The 14264-nt window shown below is 49.4% G+C and carries 18 protein-coding genes; 15 read left to right on the plus strand and 3 right to left on the minus strand.

Features of this window, described 5'->3' with window-relative positions; all coding sequences use genetic code 11:
- Positions 1–286 precede the first annotated feature (286 nt).
- The 3 genes from Q4T40_03550 to Q4T40_03560 form a co-directional block, all read right to left on the minus strand.
- Positions 287–1792, minus strand: a complete 1506-nt coding sequence (locus Q4T40_03550; GenBank protein MDT8900314.1) for an ATP-binding protein — start codon at positions 1790–1792, stop codon at positions 287–289.
- Positions 1789–2481 (minus strand): response regulator transcription factor, encoded by a 693-nt coding sequence (locus Q4T40_03555; protein ID MDT8900315.1) that lies wholly within the window; start codon positions 2479–2481, stop codon positions 1789–1791. The genes Q4T40_03550 and Q4T40_03555 overlap by 4 nt, the downstream gene beginning before the upstream one ends.
- Before the next feature lie 147 nt (positions 2482–2628).
- The gene (locus tag Q4T40_03560; GenBank protein ID MDT8900316.1) at positions 2629–3627 is read right to left on the minus strand and encodes a lipoate--protein ligase; all 999 of its coding nucleotides are present in this window, start codon (positions 3625–3627) and stop codon (positions 2629–2631) included.
- Positions 3628–3789: 162 nt separating this feature from the next.
- Here Q4T40_03560 and lpdA point away from each other — a divergent pair, with 162 nt between their 5' ends.
- From lpdA to Q4T40_03635, 15 genes are all read left to right on the plus strand, one after another.
- Positions 3790–5187 (plus strand): dihydrolipoyl dehydrogenase, encoded by a 1398-nt coding sequence (lpdA, locus tag Q4T40_03565; GenBank protein MDT8900317.1) that lies wholly within the window; start codon positions 3790–3792, stop codon positions 5185–5187.
- Positions 5188–5212: 25 nt separating this feature from the next.
- The gene (locus Q4T40_03570) at positions 5213–5437 is read left to right on the plus strand and encodes a hypothetical protein (GenBank protein ID MDT8900318.1); all 225 of its coding nucleotides are present in this window, start codon (positions 5213–5215) and stop codon (positions 5435–5437) included.
- A gap of 19 nt (positions 5438–5456) precedes the next feature.
- Positions 5457–5837, plus strand: a complete 381-nt coding sequence (locus Q4T40_03575) for a hypothetical protein (protein ID MDT8900319.1) — start codon at positions 5457–5459, stop codon at positions 5835–5837.
- The gene (locus Q4T40_03580) at positions 5834–6127 is read left to right on the plus strand and encodes a ferredoxin family protein (protein MDT8900320.1); all 294 of its coding nucleotides are present in this window, start codon (positions 5834–5836) and stop codon (positions 6125–6127) included. The genes Q4T40_03575 and Q4T40_03580 overlap by 4 nt, the downstream gene beginning before the upstream one ends.
- A complete protein-coding gene (locus tag Q4T40_03585; GenBank protein MDT8900321.1) occupies positions 6120–6992 on the plus strand; it encodes a putative zinc-binding protein in 873 nt (290 codons plus the stop codon). Before Q4T40_03580 ends, Q4T40_03585 begins: the two co-directional genes overlap by 8 nt.
- Positions 6970–7380: a putative zinc-binding protein gene (locus tag Q4T40_03590; GenBank protein MDT8900322.1), complete on the plus strand. Its 411-nt coding sequence runs from the start codon at positions 6970–6972 to the stop codon at positions 7378–7380. The genes Q4T40_03585 and Q4T40_03590 overlap by 23 nt, the downstream gene beginning before the upstream one ends.
- A 4-nt stretch (positions 7381–7384) precedes the next feature.
- Positions 7385–7858, plus strand: a complete 474-nt coding sequence (locus Q4T40_03595; protein MDT8900323.1) for a putative zinc-binding protein — start codon at positions 7385–7387, stop codon at positions 7856–7858.
- Positions 7859–7942: 84 nt separating this feature from the next.
- A complete protein-coding gene (locus Q4T40_03600; protein MDT8900324.1) occupies positions 7943–8353 on the plus strand; it encodes a thioredoxin family protein in 411 nt (136 codons plus the stop codon).
- Positions 8353–9051 carry a cytochrome c biogenesis protein CcdA gene (locus tag Q4T40_03605; protein MDT8900325.1) on the plus strand — a complete coding sequence of 233 codons (699 nt, stop codon included), beginning with the start codon at positions 8353–8355 and terminating at the stop codon, positions 9049–9051. The genes Q4T40_03600 and Q4T40_03605 overlap by 1 nt, the downstream gene beginning before the upstream one ends.
- A gap of 180 nt (positions 9052–9231) precedes the next feature.
- Positions 9232–10200: a cation diffusion facilitator family transporter gene (locus Q4T40_03610; GenBank protein ID MDT8900326.1), complete on the plus strand. Its 969-nt coding sequence runs from the start codon at positions 9232–9234 to the stop codon at positions 10198–10200.
- A 27-nt stretch (positions 10201–10227) separates the two neighbouring features.
- Complete coding sequence (locus Q4T40_03615; GenBank protein MDT8900327.1) at positions 10228–10707, plus strand: permease; 480 nt, start codon at positions 10228–10230, stop codon at positions 10705–10707.
- Position 10708: 1 nt separating this feature from the next.
- A complete protein-coding gene (locus Q4T40_03620; protein MDT8900328.1) occupies positions 10709–11230 on the plus strand; it encodes a permease in 522 nt (173 codons plus the stop codon).
- 102 nt (positions 11231–11332) lie between these two features.
- Positions 11333–11938, plus strand: coding sequence for an FmdE family protein (locus tag Q4T40_03625; protein MDT8900329.1), 606 nt, complete (start codon positions 11333–11335; stop codon positions 11936–11938).
- Between the two features lie 58 nt (positions 11939–11996).
- Positions 11997–12800, plus strand: coding sequence for a sulfite exporter TauE/SafE family protein (locus Q4T40_03630; GenBank protein MDT8900330.1), 804 nt, complete (start codon positions 11997–11999; stop codon positions 12798–12800).
- 373 nt (positions 12801–13173) lie between these two features.
- Positions 13174–14121, plus strand: a complete 948-nt coding sequence (locus tag Q4T40_03635; GenBank protein MDT8900331.1) for a permease — start codon at positions 13174–13176, stop codon at positions 14119–14121.
- Positions 14122–14264 lie beyond the last annotated feature (143 nt).

A 14264-nucleotide genomic window follows, 5' to 3' on the forward strand; every position in this document is an offset into this window, starting at 1 on the left:
TTATATTGTTTGTTGATTATATTATAATATTATAATATAATCAACAAACTTTAAGTGATTTTTCTAAAAGGATACGGATGCGAAAGCCGAAGGGTGTGACGATTCCGGTTGAATTATATACACTGCTGTTTATAATCGTGCATGCCATTGATTTTAGGATAGGATAAAAGTTTCGCGAAAGTATGGCAAAATTGTAACAAAAGTGTAAATTTATCAATCTGCAGACAAAAAAGAAGAAGGCTTAGCCTCCTTTAAAAAATACCATTATTTACAAATTAAACAAAAGCTAACCAACCGGAAAAAGGATAGTAAAGGTGGTGCCCTGGCCGGGGTTGCTGTCCACGGAAGCTGTTGCCTTGTGCCGGTCGATAATTTGCTTGGCGATGGCCAGACCTAAACCGGCTCCGTTTTCTGTCCGGCTATGGGATTTGTCTACTTTGTAAAAACGGTCCCAGATATATGGAAGGTCTTCCGCCGGGATACCGCTGCCAGAGTCGGTTACCGCAAGTATAACGTTACCTTGGCCTTGGGTTACCGAGATCATAATATGGCCGCCAGCAGGGGTATATTTGAGCGCATTATCCAAGAGGATGAGCAATAGCTGTGTTAGCCGGTCTCCGTTTCCCAGAATATTGGATACGGTATCTTCGCCTGAAAGGCACAGGGTGATACTTTTTTGCGTAGCGGCTTGTTTTAGCATATGAATGACACTATCGGCAATTGCCGGCAACGGAATGAATTCCACATTCCAGGCCACTGTCTCACTTTGCAGGCGGCTCAAGTCCAGTAAATCTTTTACCAAATGTTCGAGGCGCACCGTCTCATCCCGCATAATACGGAGATATTTTGTTGCCTGCCCGGGGTCATCGACAGTTCCGTCCAGAAGCGCTTCAGTGTAGCTTCGCATGATGGTGAGCGGGGTCCTTAGTTCATGGGATACGTTGGCGACAAAGTCGCGCCGCAGCTTCTCCGTCTTTTCCATTTCGGCCATATAGCAGCCCAAGTCTTGCGCCAGCGCGTTAAAAGCGTGACCGAGGCGGCCGACTTCATCGCCGCTCGTCACCGCTACCCGAGCGGTATAATCTCCTGTGGCCATCGTACCGGCCGCTTCCTGCATCGCTTTCAGCGGTTTTACTATGGCACGGGTGAGACGATTTACCACCAGCAGGGCAAGGAGCAGGGCAGCGATACCGCCGCCGCCGACATAATAATAAATACGCTGCATGAATGCGTTGATGCCTGTCACCGGCGAGTTGAGCAATACTGCGCCGCTTACAGTGCCGTCGACCTGCTTGATGGGAACGGCCACCACCACCATTTTTTCGCCGTAGTAAGGCTGTTCCATGGTTTTCGTCACGACCTGACCGTTATATACCGGGTCCAGTTCGTTAATCAGCGAGCGCATGCCGCCGATGGGCTGCAGGCCCATGCCGCCACCCATCGGCCCATGGCTTCCCGGTCCGAAGCCGGGACCGTACGGATGGTTTCCGGCCATGCGCCGTCCGGACATGGCCACGATTTGGCGGGAATCGTCCAATACCCATATCCGGGCATCCAGATATTGATCGGCATTGGCGAGATAGTCGCCAAGTCGGTCCAGGCCGCCGGATTCATCCTGGAAAGTCTGTACCGTGTGGGCCAGCTCCGTTCCTTTCTTAAGCAGTTCCTGCTGTTTGCCGGACAGTATCTGGTCCTTGATAAACAGCGAGATACCGCATAGAACAATCCCTAGCGTCACCGTAATGACCAGCATAAAACCGGCCAGCAATTTTAACTGCAGGGTGTTTCTCATGATTTCACCTCGAAACGGTATCCGATTCCCCATACTGTTTTTATATCCCACGGCGTAGTTTCATTGGCTTCCATTTTTTGCCGCAGACGGCGGATGTGGTTGTCTACCGTGCGGGTTTCACCGCAATAGGTATAACCCCAGACTTTTTCCAGCAGTATTTCGCGGGAAAAAGTCCGTCCCGGCTTGGACGCCAGGCACCACAACAGTTCCATTTCCTTGGCCGTCAGCGGAACGGACCGGCCAAAGGCAGTAAGGGTGTAATCGGCGATGTTGATGTCAAGGCTTGGGAAATGCAGCCAGTCGGCGGAGGCAAACTCGGTATTCGGCACCCGCCGCAGCACGGCGTTGACTCTGGCGACCACTTCACGGGGGTTGAAGGGTTTGGCGATGTAATCGTCGGCTCCCAGGTCCAGCCCTATAATCCGGTCTTCATCTTCCGCCCGGGCCGACAGCATAATGATGGGCACTTGTGAGTACTTGCGGACCTGGCGGCAAACCTCAATACCGTCGAGTACCGGCATCATAATGTCCAGGATGATTACCCCCGGTTTGACTTGTTCCACTTTCCGGATGGCTTCCACGCCGTCCGCCGCTTCTTCCACCTGAAAGCCTGCTTTAGTAAAATACGATCTCATGACTTCGCGGATTTTATCGTCATCATCTACGACGAGTATAGTCTGACTGCTCATGGCATACCCTCCTTGACTGGTTTCCTTTGACCTCAAGTGTAAAAGGAGAAAATACACGATTTTGTGCCCTAACTGTAAAAAATATGTGAAATTTATTATTTTGTCGGATTTACACATTGCCGGAAGAAGGGCGTTAAGTGTTCTAGGTTACAAGTTAGGGAAGAAGCAGGCCAGCAAGTTGTCCAGAGCTATGTCGTGGATGGGGTGTTCAGCCAGCCATGCCGCAATAATTTTACCGAGGGACTCTCGGGAATAGGCTGTGCCACTGAGCGCCGCTTCCAGGTCATCTATGTCGCCGGTGGCGAAAAAATCCCCGAATATTTTGCAGTGCTGAATGGTTTCATTTTGTATGTTAAGCAACACTTGCACAGTACCACCGGCAAATTTTTTCTTGGAGGAACGGTTATAGGGAGGGAGTGTGCCGTAATTCCAGGCGGGGTCCTGATAGCGGCTGCGGGCGAGAGCCTCAATAGACTGGCAGTCGGCAACCGAAAGTGCGTATTTGCGATAGTCGGTTCCGGCGTGTCGAAAGACGGCCTTGAGTAAGATGTCCTCAAACTCCGTTATGGTGATAGGCTGCTTTAGATAGGGGCGAATGGTTGTAACTCGGCTGCGCACGGACGGAACAGCGGGGGGGCTATATTTCGCTTCAGGGCCGGCCAAGGCTTGGGCCAATATTGTCAGGTCGGTATCAAATAGCAAAGTGCCGTGGTGCAACAAGCGGCCATGATGTAGGTACTGCGCGTTGCCGGAAAACTTTTGTCCGTCGATGGTCAGATCATTGCGGCCGGAAAACTTGGCCTTTACGCCCAGAGTAGCCAGGGCATCGATAACTGGAACGCTGAAGCGGAAAAAGTCCTTGTTTCGGTTGCCGGAAGCAGCAGTGATGAAGGTAAAGTTCAAGTTGCCCAAATCGTGATACACCGCGCCGCCGCCCGAGAGGCGGCGTACGACTTGGATGTGTCGGTCGGCGATAAAGGGCTGATTGATTTCGGCAGCGGTATTTTGGTTTCGGCCGACGACCACCGTCGGAGCGTTGCGCCATAGAATGACCAGGTCATTGGCGGCAGGCTCGTTTTTAAGAAAATATTCCTCCAGGGCCAGATTGAAATAGGGATCAGTGCAAGGGTTGACAATATGCAGCATAGGGGTTAGCCTCCTCCGTACGCAAAAAAATGTGTTAAAAAATAGACAAAGTGAATTGACAGAGAAACGATTTCGGCATATTATGATGTTGAATATATTATAATTTTATAAAATAATAATATAATAAGCAAGTTGTATTTTGTGGTGAGAGGTGAGTGAAATATGGCGCAAGTATATGAAGTGAAGCTGGCTATTTTAGGCGGAGGGCCGGCTGGCTATCTGGCGGCCGTTCGGGCCGCGCAGCTCGGAGCCGATGTCGCCATTGTCGAGCGCGACCAATTCGGCGGCGTGTGTTTAAATCGTGGCTGCATTCCCACCAAAGCGCTGTTGCGTACGGTGGAACTGGCGGCCCTCGGCGGCAGGGGGCAGGAATTTGGCGTTACGGGCCAACCATCTGCAGTGTCCTGGTCTGCAGCGCACAGCCGGAAGAGCCGGGTAGTTAAGAGTTTACGACTGGGTGTTGAGCATTTGTTAGGAAAGGAACAGATTCATATCTTCAGGGGCCAGGGGAGCATTGTAAATTCCGCGAGGCTGGCAGTTGAAACGGATGAAGGTACGGTAACCATAAACTGCAGGAACATGCTGGTGGCTACCGGATCTGTGCCGGCGCGGCCCAATATTCCCGGTGTACCATCGGCGGCAGTGTTGACTAGCGATGAACTGTTGTCCCTGGAAGAAGTACCAAAGCGTCTGGCGATTATCGGCGGCGGAGTAATTGGCCTGGAGTTTGCCCAGATGTTTAACGGACTGGGAACTAAGGTCTCCATCATCGAAATGGCGGAGCAGGTGCTGCCGCAGGAAGATGCGGAGATGGCCGGAGAAGTGCTTAAAAGCTTGAAGCGGCAAGGCATGCAGGTCCATTTATCAAGTGCTGTCACCGAAATCATTACCGCCGAGACGGGGACGAAGGTCAAGTTTAAGACAAAAGACAAGGATAACCAGGTAGAGGCCGATTATGTACTGCTGGCGACTGGGCGCAAACCGGCTGTGCCGACGGAATTGGTCGCTCTTGGCGCGGCTACCGGTGCGCAAGGGGCGCTGGTCGTGAATGCGCAGATGGCGACCACCATCCCAGGAATCTACGCGGCAGGCGATGTGACCGGTGGCAAACTGCTGGCCCACAAAGCTTACGCCGAGGGCCGGGCGGCAGTGGAGAATGCGTTGGGCTCTTCTTGTGGCGTGAATTATCAAGCAGTTCCGTCCTGCGTGTATATCCAGCCGGAACTGGCAACCGTCGGACTCAATGAAAACGAGGCTGCCCAGCAGGGGCGTGAGGTAAAGCTGGGGCGGTTTTATTTCCGCAACAATGGTCGGGCGTTATGTCTTGGTGAGAGGGACGGGCTGGTGAAGGTAGTCGCCGACAGCCGGACCCATGGTATTCTGGGTGCGCAAATCTTTGGCCCGCAGGCGACTGAGCTGATATCCGAACTAACCTTGGCGGTGGCAATGGGCATTAAAGCCGAGGTGTTGGCCGACCTTGTGCATCCGCATCCCACATTAAGCGAGGCGGTGATGGAGGCCTGCGCCGATGTCGTTGGCCGGGCTATTCATAAAGGATAAAAACGAATAAAGCGGAGGTGAGAAGATGTCGGTCCAATGTTTGCAGTGTGGGATAGCTTCTAAAAGAGAGAGTGGGCTTTGGTGTGAGAAATATCAGTTTTCGGTAACAGAGGTTGACCAAAATGCCAAAAGCGACTGCCGTTACTTTATGGAGGTTGTCATAGAAGATGGCGAGCCGCTAAGCGCCCGACAGCATCTGATGCTGAAAGAAAACGAACTGGCGTCGCGCAAAATGCGCGGTACGGTTTAATTTATGGAGGGATGACATTATGGGAGAAGAAGAAAAAAAACTACCTGGTTTTATTATGTGCGTTTGCACCGGCAAGTGCCCCGGCTTCAGCCAGATGGATATCTGGGACTTTATCAACCAGGTACGGGTCGAACTGCCGGTGGAATACGGTTTTATTCACCCACAGCTGTGCGAGGAGGATGGGGACCGCTTTTTGGCCGACATGCTGCAAGCCGACCGGCCCATGGTTATCGGGGCCTGCGCCAAAAACATGCAAATCAAAATGTTCCGGGATGCCTTTAAAGCGGCAGGCCTTGATGTCAACAAAGATTTGGTGGCTCTAGACATTCGGGACATGACAACCGAGAAAGCCGTCCAAAAGGTATCCGAGGCTTTGGAAGCGATGGGGGGAGAGGTATGAGCGAAGAGACTTTCATGGGGGTGCCAAGAGACAAGATCGACTGGAAGCCCACGATTGACTACTCAAAATGTAACTATTGCATGGAATGTGTTAAGTTCTGTCCCCACAAGGTTTATCAGGTGCAGGAAGAAGCAGAAATCAAGCTGATTGTGGCTAACCCGACCAACTGTGTTGTCTTTTGCCGGGCCTGCGGCAAGACCTGCGGCCTGGATGCATTGTCCTTTCCTAATAAAGCGGAAGTATCCAAAAAGATTAAAGAAATGCGCACGGGAGGAAATGGCAATGACTAAGAAATATGCCGTACTCCCCTGCAACGGGCTGGATAAATGTGCCGGTCAAATGGCCAGGGAAATCGCCCTGACCGTATGCGAAAAAACGGACAGCCAGCTCATCTGTCCGGTCTTCTACCGGGTGGCCGACGCAAGATATAACAAGATCGCCAACGAGAATCCGCTATTGGTGATCGACGGCTGCGCAACCCGTTGCGCGAGCAAACTTGCGGCGGAAAAGAACTTGAAAATTTACCGAAAAATGACTGTAACCGATGAAACGCAAAAACATGGCGTAACACTGGCGATAGAACCCTTACGGCTTTGGGAGGATGAAATAAACTTGTGTGCGGCACTGGCCGCCGAACTGATCAAAGAAGAGGACGTTGCGGAAAGCATGGCGGCTGCCGTTATCTATCCGGTTCCCGGCGATTATCTCATCCATACCAAAGATAAATTTATGTTTCGCATTCCTCCGGAAGGCTTCTACTTTACCGAGAATGACTGTTGGGTACAGCCTGTCGGCAACCGTGCAAGAATTGGCGTCGCGGATTATGTGCAGCAGAGCCTGTCTGACATCATGTTTTTCACGCCGCCGCCGGTCGGGGTCGAGGTAGAGCAGTTCGGTGAAGCGGGCGCCATCGAGTCCGGTAAGGCAGTGTTCGAACTAGTCTGCCCGGTCAGCGGCAAGATTGTGGCAATCAATAAGGAACTGCTGAATTCCCCGGAGAAGATCAACGAGAACCCTTACGAGCAGGGCTGGATAGCCGAATTGGAATTGACCAATTTTGATGAAGAGAAGGACTTTCTGCTAGATGCGGATGGTTACTTACAAGTACTAAAACGAAAGGTGGATGAGTTTCATGTCAATCAACGAAAAGGTTAAAGTCATACCCTGTAGCGGAATGGGCAAAGTTTTCGGCTTGATGGCCAGGGAGGCGGCACTGCGGACTGTTGGCCAGCTATGTCCGGATAAGGCGGAGACCATGTGCCTGGCATATGTCGTGACCGGGGACGCCGAAGCGGAGGCCGGCATTGACGGAAAACCCTGTATTACGATTGACGGTTGTCCCAAGATGTGTTCGGCTAAAAGCGTAGCGATCATCGGCGGTGATATCAAGGAGGAGTTCAAGGTCTTGGACATCATGAAAGAGCACAAAGGCGCCCAGCCGGGCACTGCTACCGAATTGACAACGGACGGCTGGACGATTGTAGATAAGATTGCAGCCACATTGCACGAGCGCGTACAGCAAATTCATGGAGAGGGGAGATAGGAAGATGGCGGAGGAACTGAAAATCGGCGTGGTATCTTGCAGCGGGGAAGATTGCCTGGGAGGGACGATTTCACGTCTGGCCACGCGCAAGATGCTGGATGAAGTACGTCCGGACAAAACGGTCACTATATGCTTGCCGCTCTTTTTGGCCGGCGGGCAGGAGGAAAGGATGTTTGCCAAGACATTTCCGACAATCGCCGTGGATGGCTGCAACAAGGCGTGCGCCAAGCGAGCGACGGAGAAATATAGCGGTAAGGTTAACGGTACAATACTTGTATCGGATATTATCGGCGATACGGTTTCCGAGTCCGCGGCTCTATCTACGAGGGACGTAACGGCCGAGCATCAAACCATGGTGGATAAAGTGGCGGCGGAAATTACCAAGCAGTTTGACGCAATATTGAATGCAAACAGTAAAAACCAAGCCGGCTCGACAGCTACTTCCTGCGGTTGCAGCTGCAGTGGCGGTTGTGGTTAAAGAACGGTAGTATTGCTATATAAATTGATGCGAATAGAACAATCGGGTAATAGTGCAAATATATCGTAAGGGAAGGATGAGCTAATGATACAATTCAGCACAAGAAAACGGATGGCTATAACCGTGGTAATTGGCCTGGTAATGGTATTCACTTTTTGGGTTGTTGATAACGGAAATAAGGCCCAAGGCATGGAACAATTTGAACAGGTTTTACATAACGGCCAACCTACGGTGCTTGATTTAGGCTCTGGCACTTGTGTGCCTTGTAAGATGATGAAACCCATTCTTGACGAACTGGGTCAGGAATATGAAAACAGAGTCAATGTGGTTGTACTGGAAATTGGCGATTATCAATATTTAGCCCGCCAGTATCGGATAAGGGTAATTCCTACCCAAATCTTTTTTGATAAAGACGGAAACGAATATTGGCGGCATGAAGGATTTTTACCGAAAGAAGTGATAAAGACAAAACTTAGGGAATTAGGAATCGATTGATGGAAACAATTTTGACGTTTCTTTCGGGCTTACTATATTCGGCGCCGATCGTCGCTTTGGCGGCGGCTTTTGCCTGGGGTATTTTAAGCGTTGTTTTAAGCCCCTGCCATATGGCCAGCATTCCGCTGGTTGTCGGCTTTGTTAGTCAGAAAAACGGTAAATCACCAGGCAAAGCTTTTCGCATATCCTTTCTATTCGCTATTGGCATCTTAGTTGCAATCGCCGTTCTTGGTGCGATAACGGCCGCCATGGGACGGTTAATGGGGGATATCGGAAGCTGGATTAATTATTTGGTGGCAGCGGTATTTCTGTTTGTTGGTCTGTATTTGTTGGAATGGATTGAATGGCCTTGGGCAGGTAGGGAAATGAAGTCAGACATCGGGGCAGGATATATGGCTGTCTTGGGTATGGGACTGTTGTTCGGGATGAGTTTGGGTCCCTGCACTTTCGCCTTTATGGCGCCTATATTGGGGATTGTCTTCGGAGTGTCGGCGGCCCAGCCTGTTTTTGCCATGGCAATGCTGGCCGCTTTCGCTCTGGGGCATTGTTCCGTAATTTTGTTAGCCGGTATGCTAACCGATCAAGTTCAGAGGTATTTGAATTGGACGGCGCGAACCAAGGCAGCGATAGCAATACGGAAGGTTTCGGGACTGCTGGTGATTGTGGTTGCCGGTTATCTTATTTATCTCGCTCTTTGACTGTTCGGCCAACTGTCCTAAGTCACAGCCACCCGTTAAACGGATGGCTGTGACTGTATTGGGGGGAACACTTTAATATGCTATCAAGAATCACATTGTGTTTTTTGATAGCATATATTATAATATGATAAAAAGCTAATATATTTAATTTGAAGATTAGTAGATGAGGAGGAGATGTTTATGCACAATCACGGACAGGATCATCGCGATCACGACCACGACCACGGTCATACTCACGGCATGCGGCGTGAAGGCAACAAAAAAGGTCTAACTATTGCGTTGTGTATTACCTTTGGAATTATGATCGCTGAGGCGATAGGCGGGTGGATGACCAATAGCCTTGCGCTACTTTCGGATTCAGGCCATATGCTTAGTGATGTAGGGTCGCTGGCATTAAGTCTCATGGCGGTCTGGTTCGCCGCGAAGCCGGCGTCGCCCAGCAAAAGTTATGGCTACCACCGATTTGAAATTTTGACAGCTTTCTTGAATGGCTTGGCCCTATTCGCCATTGCCGTAGTGATTATTTGGGAATCATACAGCCGGTTTATGGAGCCGCCGGTGGTTGATAGCGGTCCCATGATGATTATCGCCTTCATCGGGTTGGTAGCGAACATGGTCAGCGCCTGGGTGCTTTTACGCCAGGGTGATGTAAAAGGAAACATCAACCTTCGTAGTGCCTATTTGCATATGATCAGTGACGCTCTCGGCGCAGTCGGGGCTATTCTGGCCGGCTTTTTCATGTATCAATTCGGCTGGTATATCGCCGACCCCATCATCAGTGTAGTGGTATCACTGATGATTTTGAAAGGAGCCTGGTCAGTGGTCCGGCAGTCTATCCATATTTTGATGGAAGGTACGCCGGGCAAGACCGATATTGCTGAGATTACCGCCGTGCTCGCCGCCATTGACGGGGTGGTCAATGTCCATGATGTCCATGTATGGACGGTGACCTCCGGTTATGAAGTATTCAGTTGTCATATGCTAATCCGCAAAGGATTCAGTCCGTCAAAGGTATTGGCCCAAGCTGTGCCGCTAATGGAACAGCAGTTTGGTATCCGCCATACGACAATTCAAGTGGTGGAGGAGGATGCCGACGTGAGCTGCTGGGGCTGCCAAGGCGGAGTTTGCACCTTCTCGGTGGCGCAGTAAACTGATCGAGGTTTGAGGTGGAAGTCAGTGGATATTTTGTTCTTTTATGGGCTGGCCGCAGTCGGGGTATTGTGGTCCTATACGAAAGACCGGCAGAAAACGAAGCAGTCACTAAAAAAAGCATGGAAAGCTTTTGATACGATCCTGCCGGCTTTTGCCGTAATATTGTTGTTAATTGGCATAATCCTAGCCGTGGTTTCGCCTGCTGTCGTGACGGCGTTATTAGGAGCTAATTCTGGCATTTACGGCATGATTATTGCTGCTATAGTCGGGTCGATCGCTTTGATTCCAGGCTTTATCATTTTTCCTTTGGCTAAAACGGTACTGGGAATGGGAGCAGGCATTATGCAGGTGGCAGTATTCATATCAACGCTGATGATGGTCAGTGTCGTAACTGCACCAATGGAAGCGCAGCTATTCAATCGCAAGGTTGTGCTGCTACGTAATGGGTTGAGCCTGCTATTTTCCTTTGTGGTCGCAATTGTCCTGGGGAAGGTGGTGGGATAACATGGCCATATTGAAACGCTATAAGTGGGCATTGTTATTGCTGATAGCTGACGGAGCGATATATGCTTGGAACCACTCGCTGGGGATGAATATTTTCATGCAGACGTCCGATAGTTTTGTTCAGATGTTAAGTTTCATCCCACCGGTTTTTATTATATTAGGATTACTCGATACTTGGGTGCCCCGGGAACAGGTGGTCAGTCACCTGGGGCCTGGCACGGGCATCAAAGGTATGGCGCTTGCTATATTGTTGGGAGTTGCTAATGCCGGCCCTTTATACGCTGCCTTTCCAGTAGCGGCAGTGATGCTGAAAAAAGGCACCAGTTTGTTCAATGTAATTGTGTTTATCGGTGCGTGGGCAACCCTAAAAGTCCCGATGTTCCTGTTTGAAACCCAATTTCTCGGTGGATTGTTTTCGGTAACCCGTTGGATATGCAGTTTGACCGGTATTATATTGATCGCTTTTGTCATTGACAGACTGTTGTCTGACGCTGAAAAACAAGCAATCTATGCTAAACATTAGCAATCATAAAGCGAGTTTCTGAACCGCATAATAATATTAGAAGATTATCAAGCTGTAAATCCGGGTCATAGAACCCAGAAATATAAGGAGGCAATATTTATCATGATGCAGGCAAAAGACTATTTCGAGGTAGGGCTCAAATTCCACGGGCATAAATGCCCGGCTATGCCGCTGGGACTTCGGGCAGGGGCGGCGGCCATGAACGCCCTTGGCGTGGAACGCTCTCAAGACAAGGAACTGGTAATGGTGGTGGAGACTGGCAATGATCACGCCGCCGGTTGCTTTGTCGACGGGCTGATGACCGTTACTGGCTGTACTTACGGGAAAAGCAACATCAAGAAAACTTATGTTGGAAAAATGGCGTTCACCTTGATTGACACCAAACGGCAAAAAGCAGTACGCGTCCAGCTTAAACCGGAGTTTTTCGGCAAGATGCTGCAGTCGCCCTTTGTTCAACAACGCAAGCAGGGTGTGCTGCCGCAAGACGTGCCGGCAACGATCACCGACCCATTGGTTGACGGGGTTATGAAACGGGCCGAAGAAGAATTTTTGGATATCAGTCCTGTATTTGATTATGTGTTTGAAAAAACCAAAGGCACATTTGACACCGAATTGTGCGAGGCATGCGGTGAGCGCGTATTTGTGCACAAACTGCAAAATGCAAATGGGAAAAAAGTCTGTATCCCCTGCGCGGAAAAACTGAAATAAACATAGATATGATAAGGTCGCCAGTTACGCTGGCGGCCTGTAATGGCGGTGAATGACAATGATTGAATTATGGGCTGGCCTAGTCACTTTTACGGCGACCACAGTATTGACGGTCGCCGGGGTAGGAGCCGCATTTATTTTGGTTCCGATTTATCTGGCGTTGGGTATTGAACTCCATACGGCCATGAGCACGGCGCTGTTACTCAATGGTATTTCCATGATTTTTGCTTCGATCACTTTTGCCAGGGAAAAGCTGATTTTATGGCGGCTTGCTCTACCTATTATACTTGCGGCCACGGTATTGTCGCCGGTCGGTGCTTACGCCAGCCAGTATGTTCCGCGCAGTAACCTGTTGCTATTATTTATTGCATTTCTTATATTTGCCGCATCGATGATGCTGTTTTATAAACCGGGTGGTAATAAAGGTAATAAAAAGGATGAGCAAGCTGTAGCGCTTATCAGCCGCAATGTTAGCAGCAATGAGACAGAAGGCGTAAAAGGCATGTGGACCATAGGCGCGCCGGTGGGTGGCGTAGCTGGCTTTATCGGTGGACTCCTGGGGGTGGGCGGCGGCAACATCATCGTGCCGGCATTAGTTTGGCTGGGTATCCCCGCCAAGAAAGCTTCGGCCACCAGCTCGTTTATTGTTATCTTTTCGTCGCTGGCGGGGTTTGCCGGGCGGGCCTCTCTTGGCAATCTGGACGGCGGGCTCTTGGCCTATACAGTGGCCGGTTCAGTGGCTGGGGCGCTGCTCGGCTCCTGGCTGATGAGCAAAAAACTGCAGAATAAACACGTTAAGGTTATTATCGGTATCTTGCTGTATGCGATTGCCGGTAAAATGCTGTTTGACCTATGGCGCTGAAATAAAACCAAGTTTGGGAGGAATGAGGCATGGAACTTCGTATTGAGCCAGCGGCTCGGGAATATATTAAGGCGAAGTCGTCAGACAGTATAATCATGCTGGATGTGGTGGAACGTCCGGGCGGGGTTTGAAGCGGCGGCAATTGCGGGCAAGCACCCCGCTACCCGTCCGTGCGACTGGGTAAGCCGAAGAATCCGGAAAACTATGACAGGATTGAAATCGAAGGGATTAACATATATTTCAAGGCAAGTTTGACTGATTTATTTAGCAAGATAACAATAAAGCTGGAAAAACTGCTATTCATTAAATACCTGGTGGCAAAAGGCGATAAGTAAGGCCGCAGAGATTCTACTATACACTTGGGGGTATTTTTGTGTTACAAGATTTTGCAAATATATTGGTATATCAATGGATAGGACTTGTACCCGGAACAACACTAGGGGAAGCGTTAAACTTCTTCGTTTATGACACTTTGAAAATTTTTATTATGTTGACGGTGATTATTTTTGCTGTTTCGATCCTTCGTACTTATTTCCCGCCGGAAAAAACCAAGAAGATTTTAAGCCACAAAAGTGAGTTCTTTGGAAACATTGTCGCTGCGTTACTCGGTATTGTCACACCGTTTTGCTCTTGCTCTGCCGTGCCAGTATTCATTGGGTTTATCGAGTCCGGAGTACCGCTGGGCATTACATTTTCCTTTTTGATTTCAGCGCCAATGGTAAATGAAGTAGCTTTAATCATGCTGTGGGGCTTGTTGGGATGGAAAATTGCAGCAATCTATATTGCCAGTGGTGTTACAATTGCCATTGTCGGGGGATATGTTATCGGCCGTTTCAAATTGGAACACTTGGTTGAAGATTATGTATATCAGATTAAAATGGGTGACACTGAAATTATCGAGCAAACCTTTGCTGATAGATTGTACTATGCACGGGACTATACAAAAGAAATTCTGAAGAAGGTCTGGCCGTACATTATTGTGGCAATTGCCATTGGTGGAGTCATTCACGGCTACGCCCCGGAAGATTTTCTTGCTAAGTACGCGGGGAAAGATAATCTCTTTGCCGTTCCGCTCGCCGTCTTGATCGGCGTGCCGCTATATTCTAATGCCGCAGGTGTAATTCCAATTGTTACTGCTCTTATCCAAAAAGGAATGAGTTTGGGAACTGCTTTGGCTTTTATGATGTCGGTTACAGCGCTTAGTTTTCCTGAAATGGTTATTCTGCGAAATGTGCTAAAGCCAAAACTACTTGTTGTTTTTATTGCAATTCTAGCAGTCGCTATTGTCTTTACTGGGTATTTATTTAATATTATAATATAATCATACTTTAAAATTATGGTGTAATGGTAAAGACGTTTTCTGTTAGTATCAGATACCAGTCCTTAAGGTTGCCAATACTGCAAAGTTTATTTTTGGTAGCGATTGGTGCTAATCATTGATATCGGTTATTTATTGAACCTTAA

This window comes from Selenomonadales bacterium 4137-cl, assembly GCA_032334055.1.
Taxonomy (GTDB): domain Bacteria; phylum Bacillota; class Negativicutes; order Sporomusales; family UBA7701; genus Anaeroselena; species Anaeroselena agilis.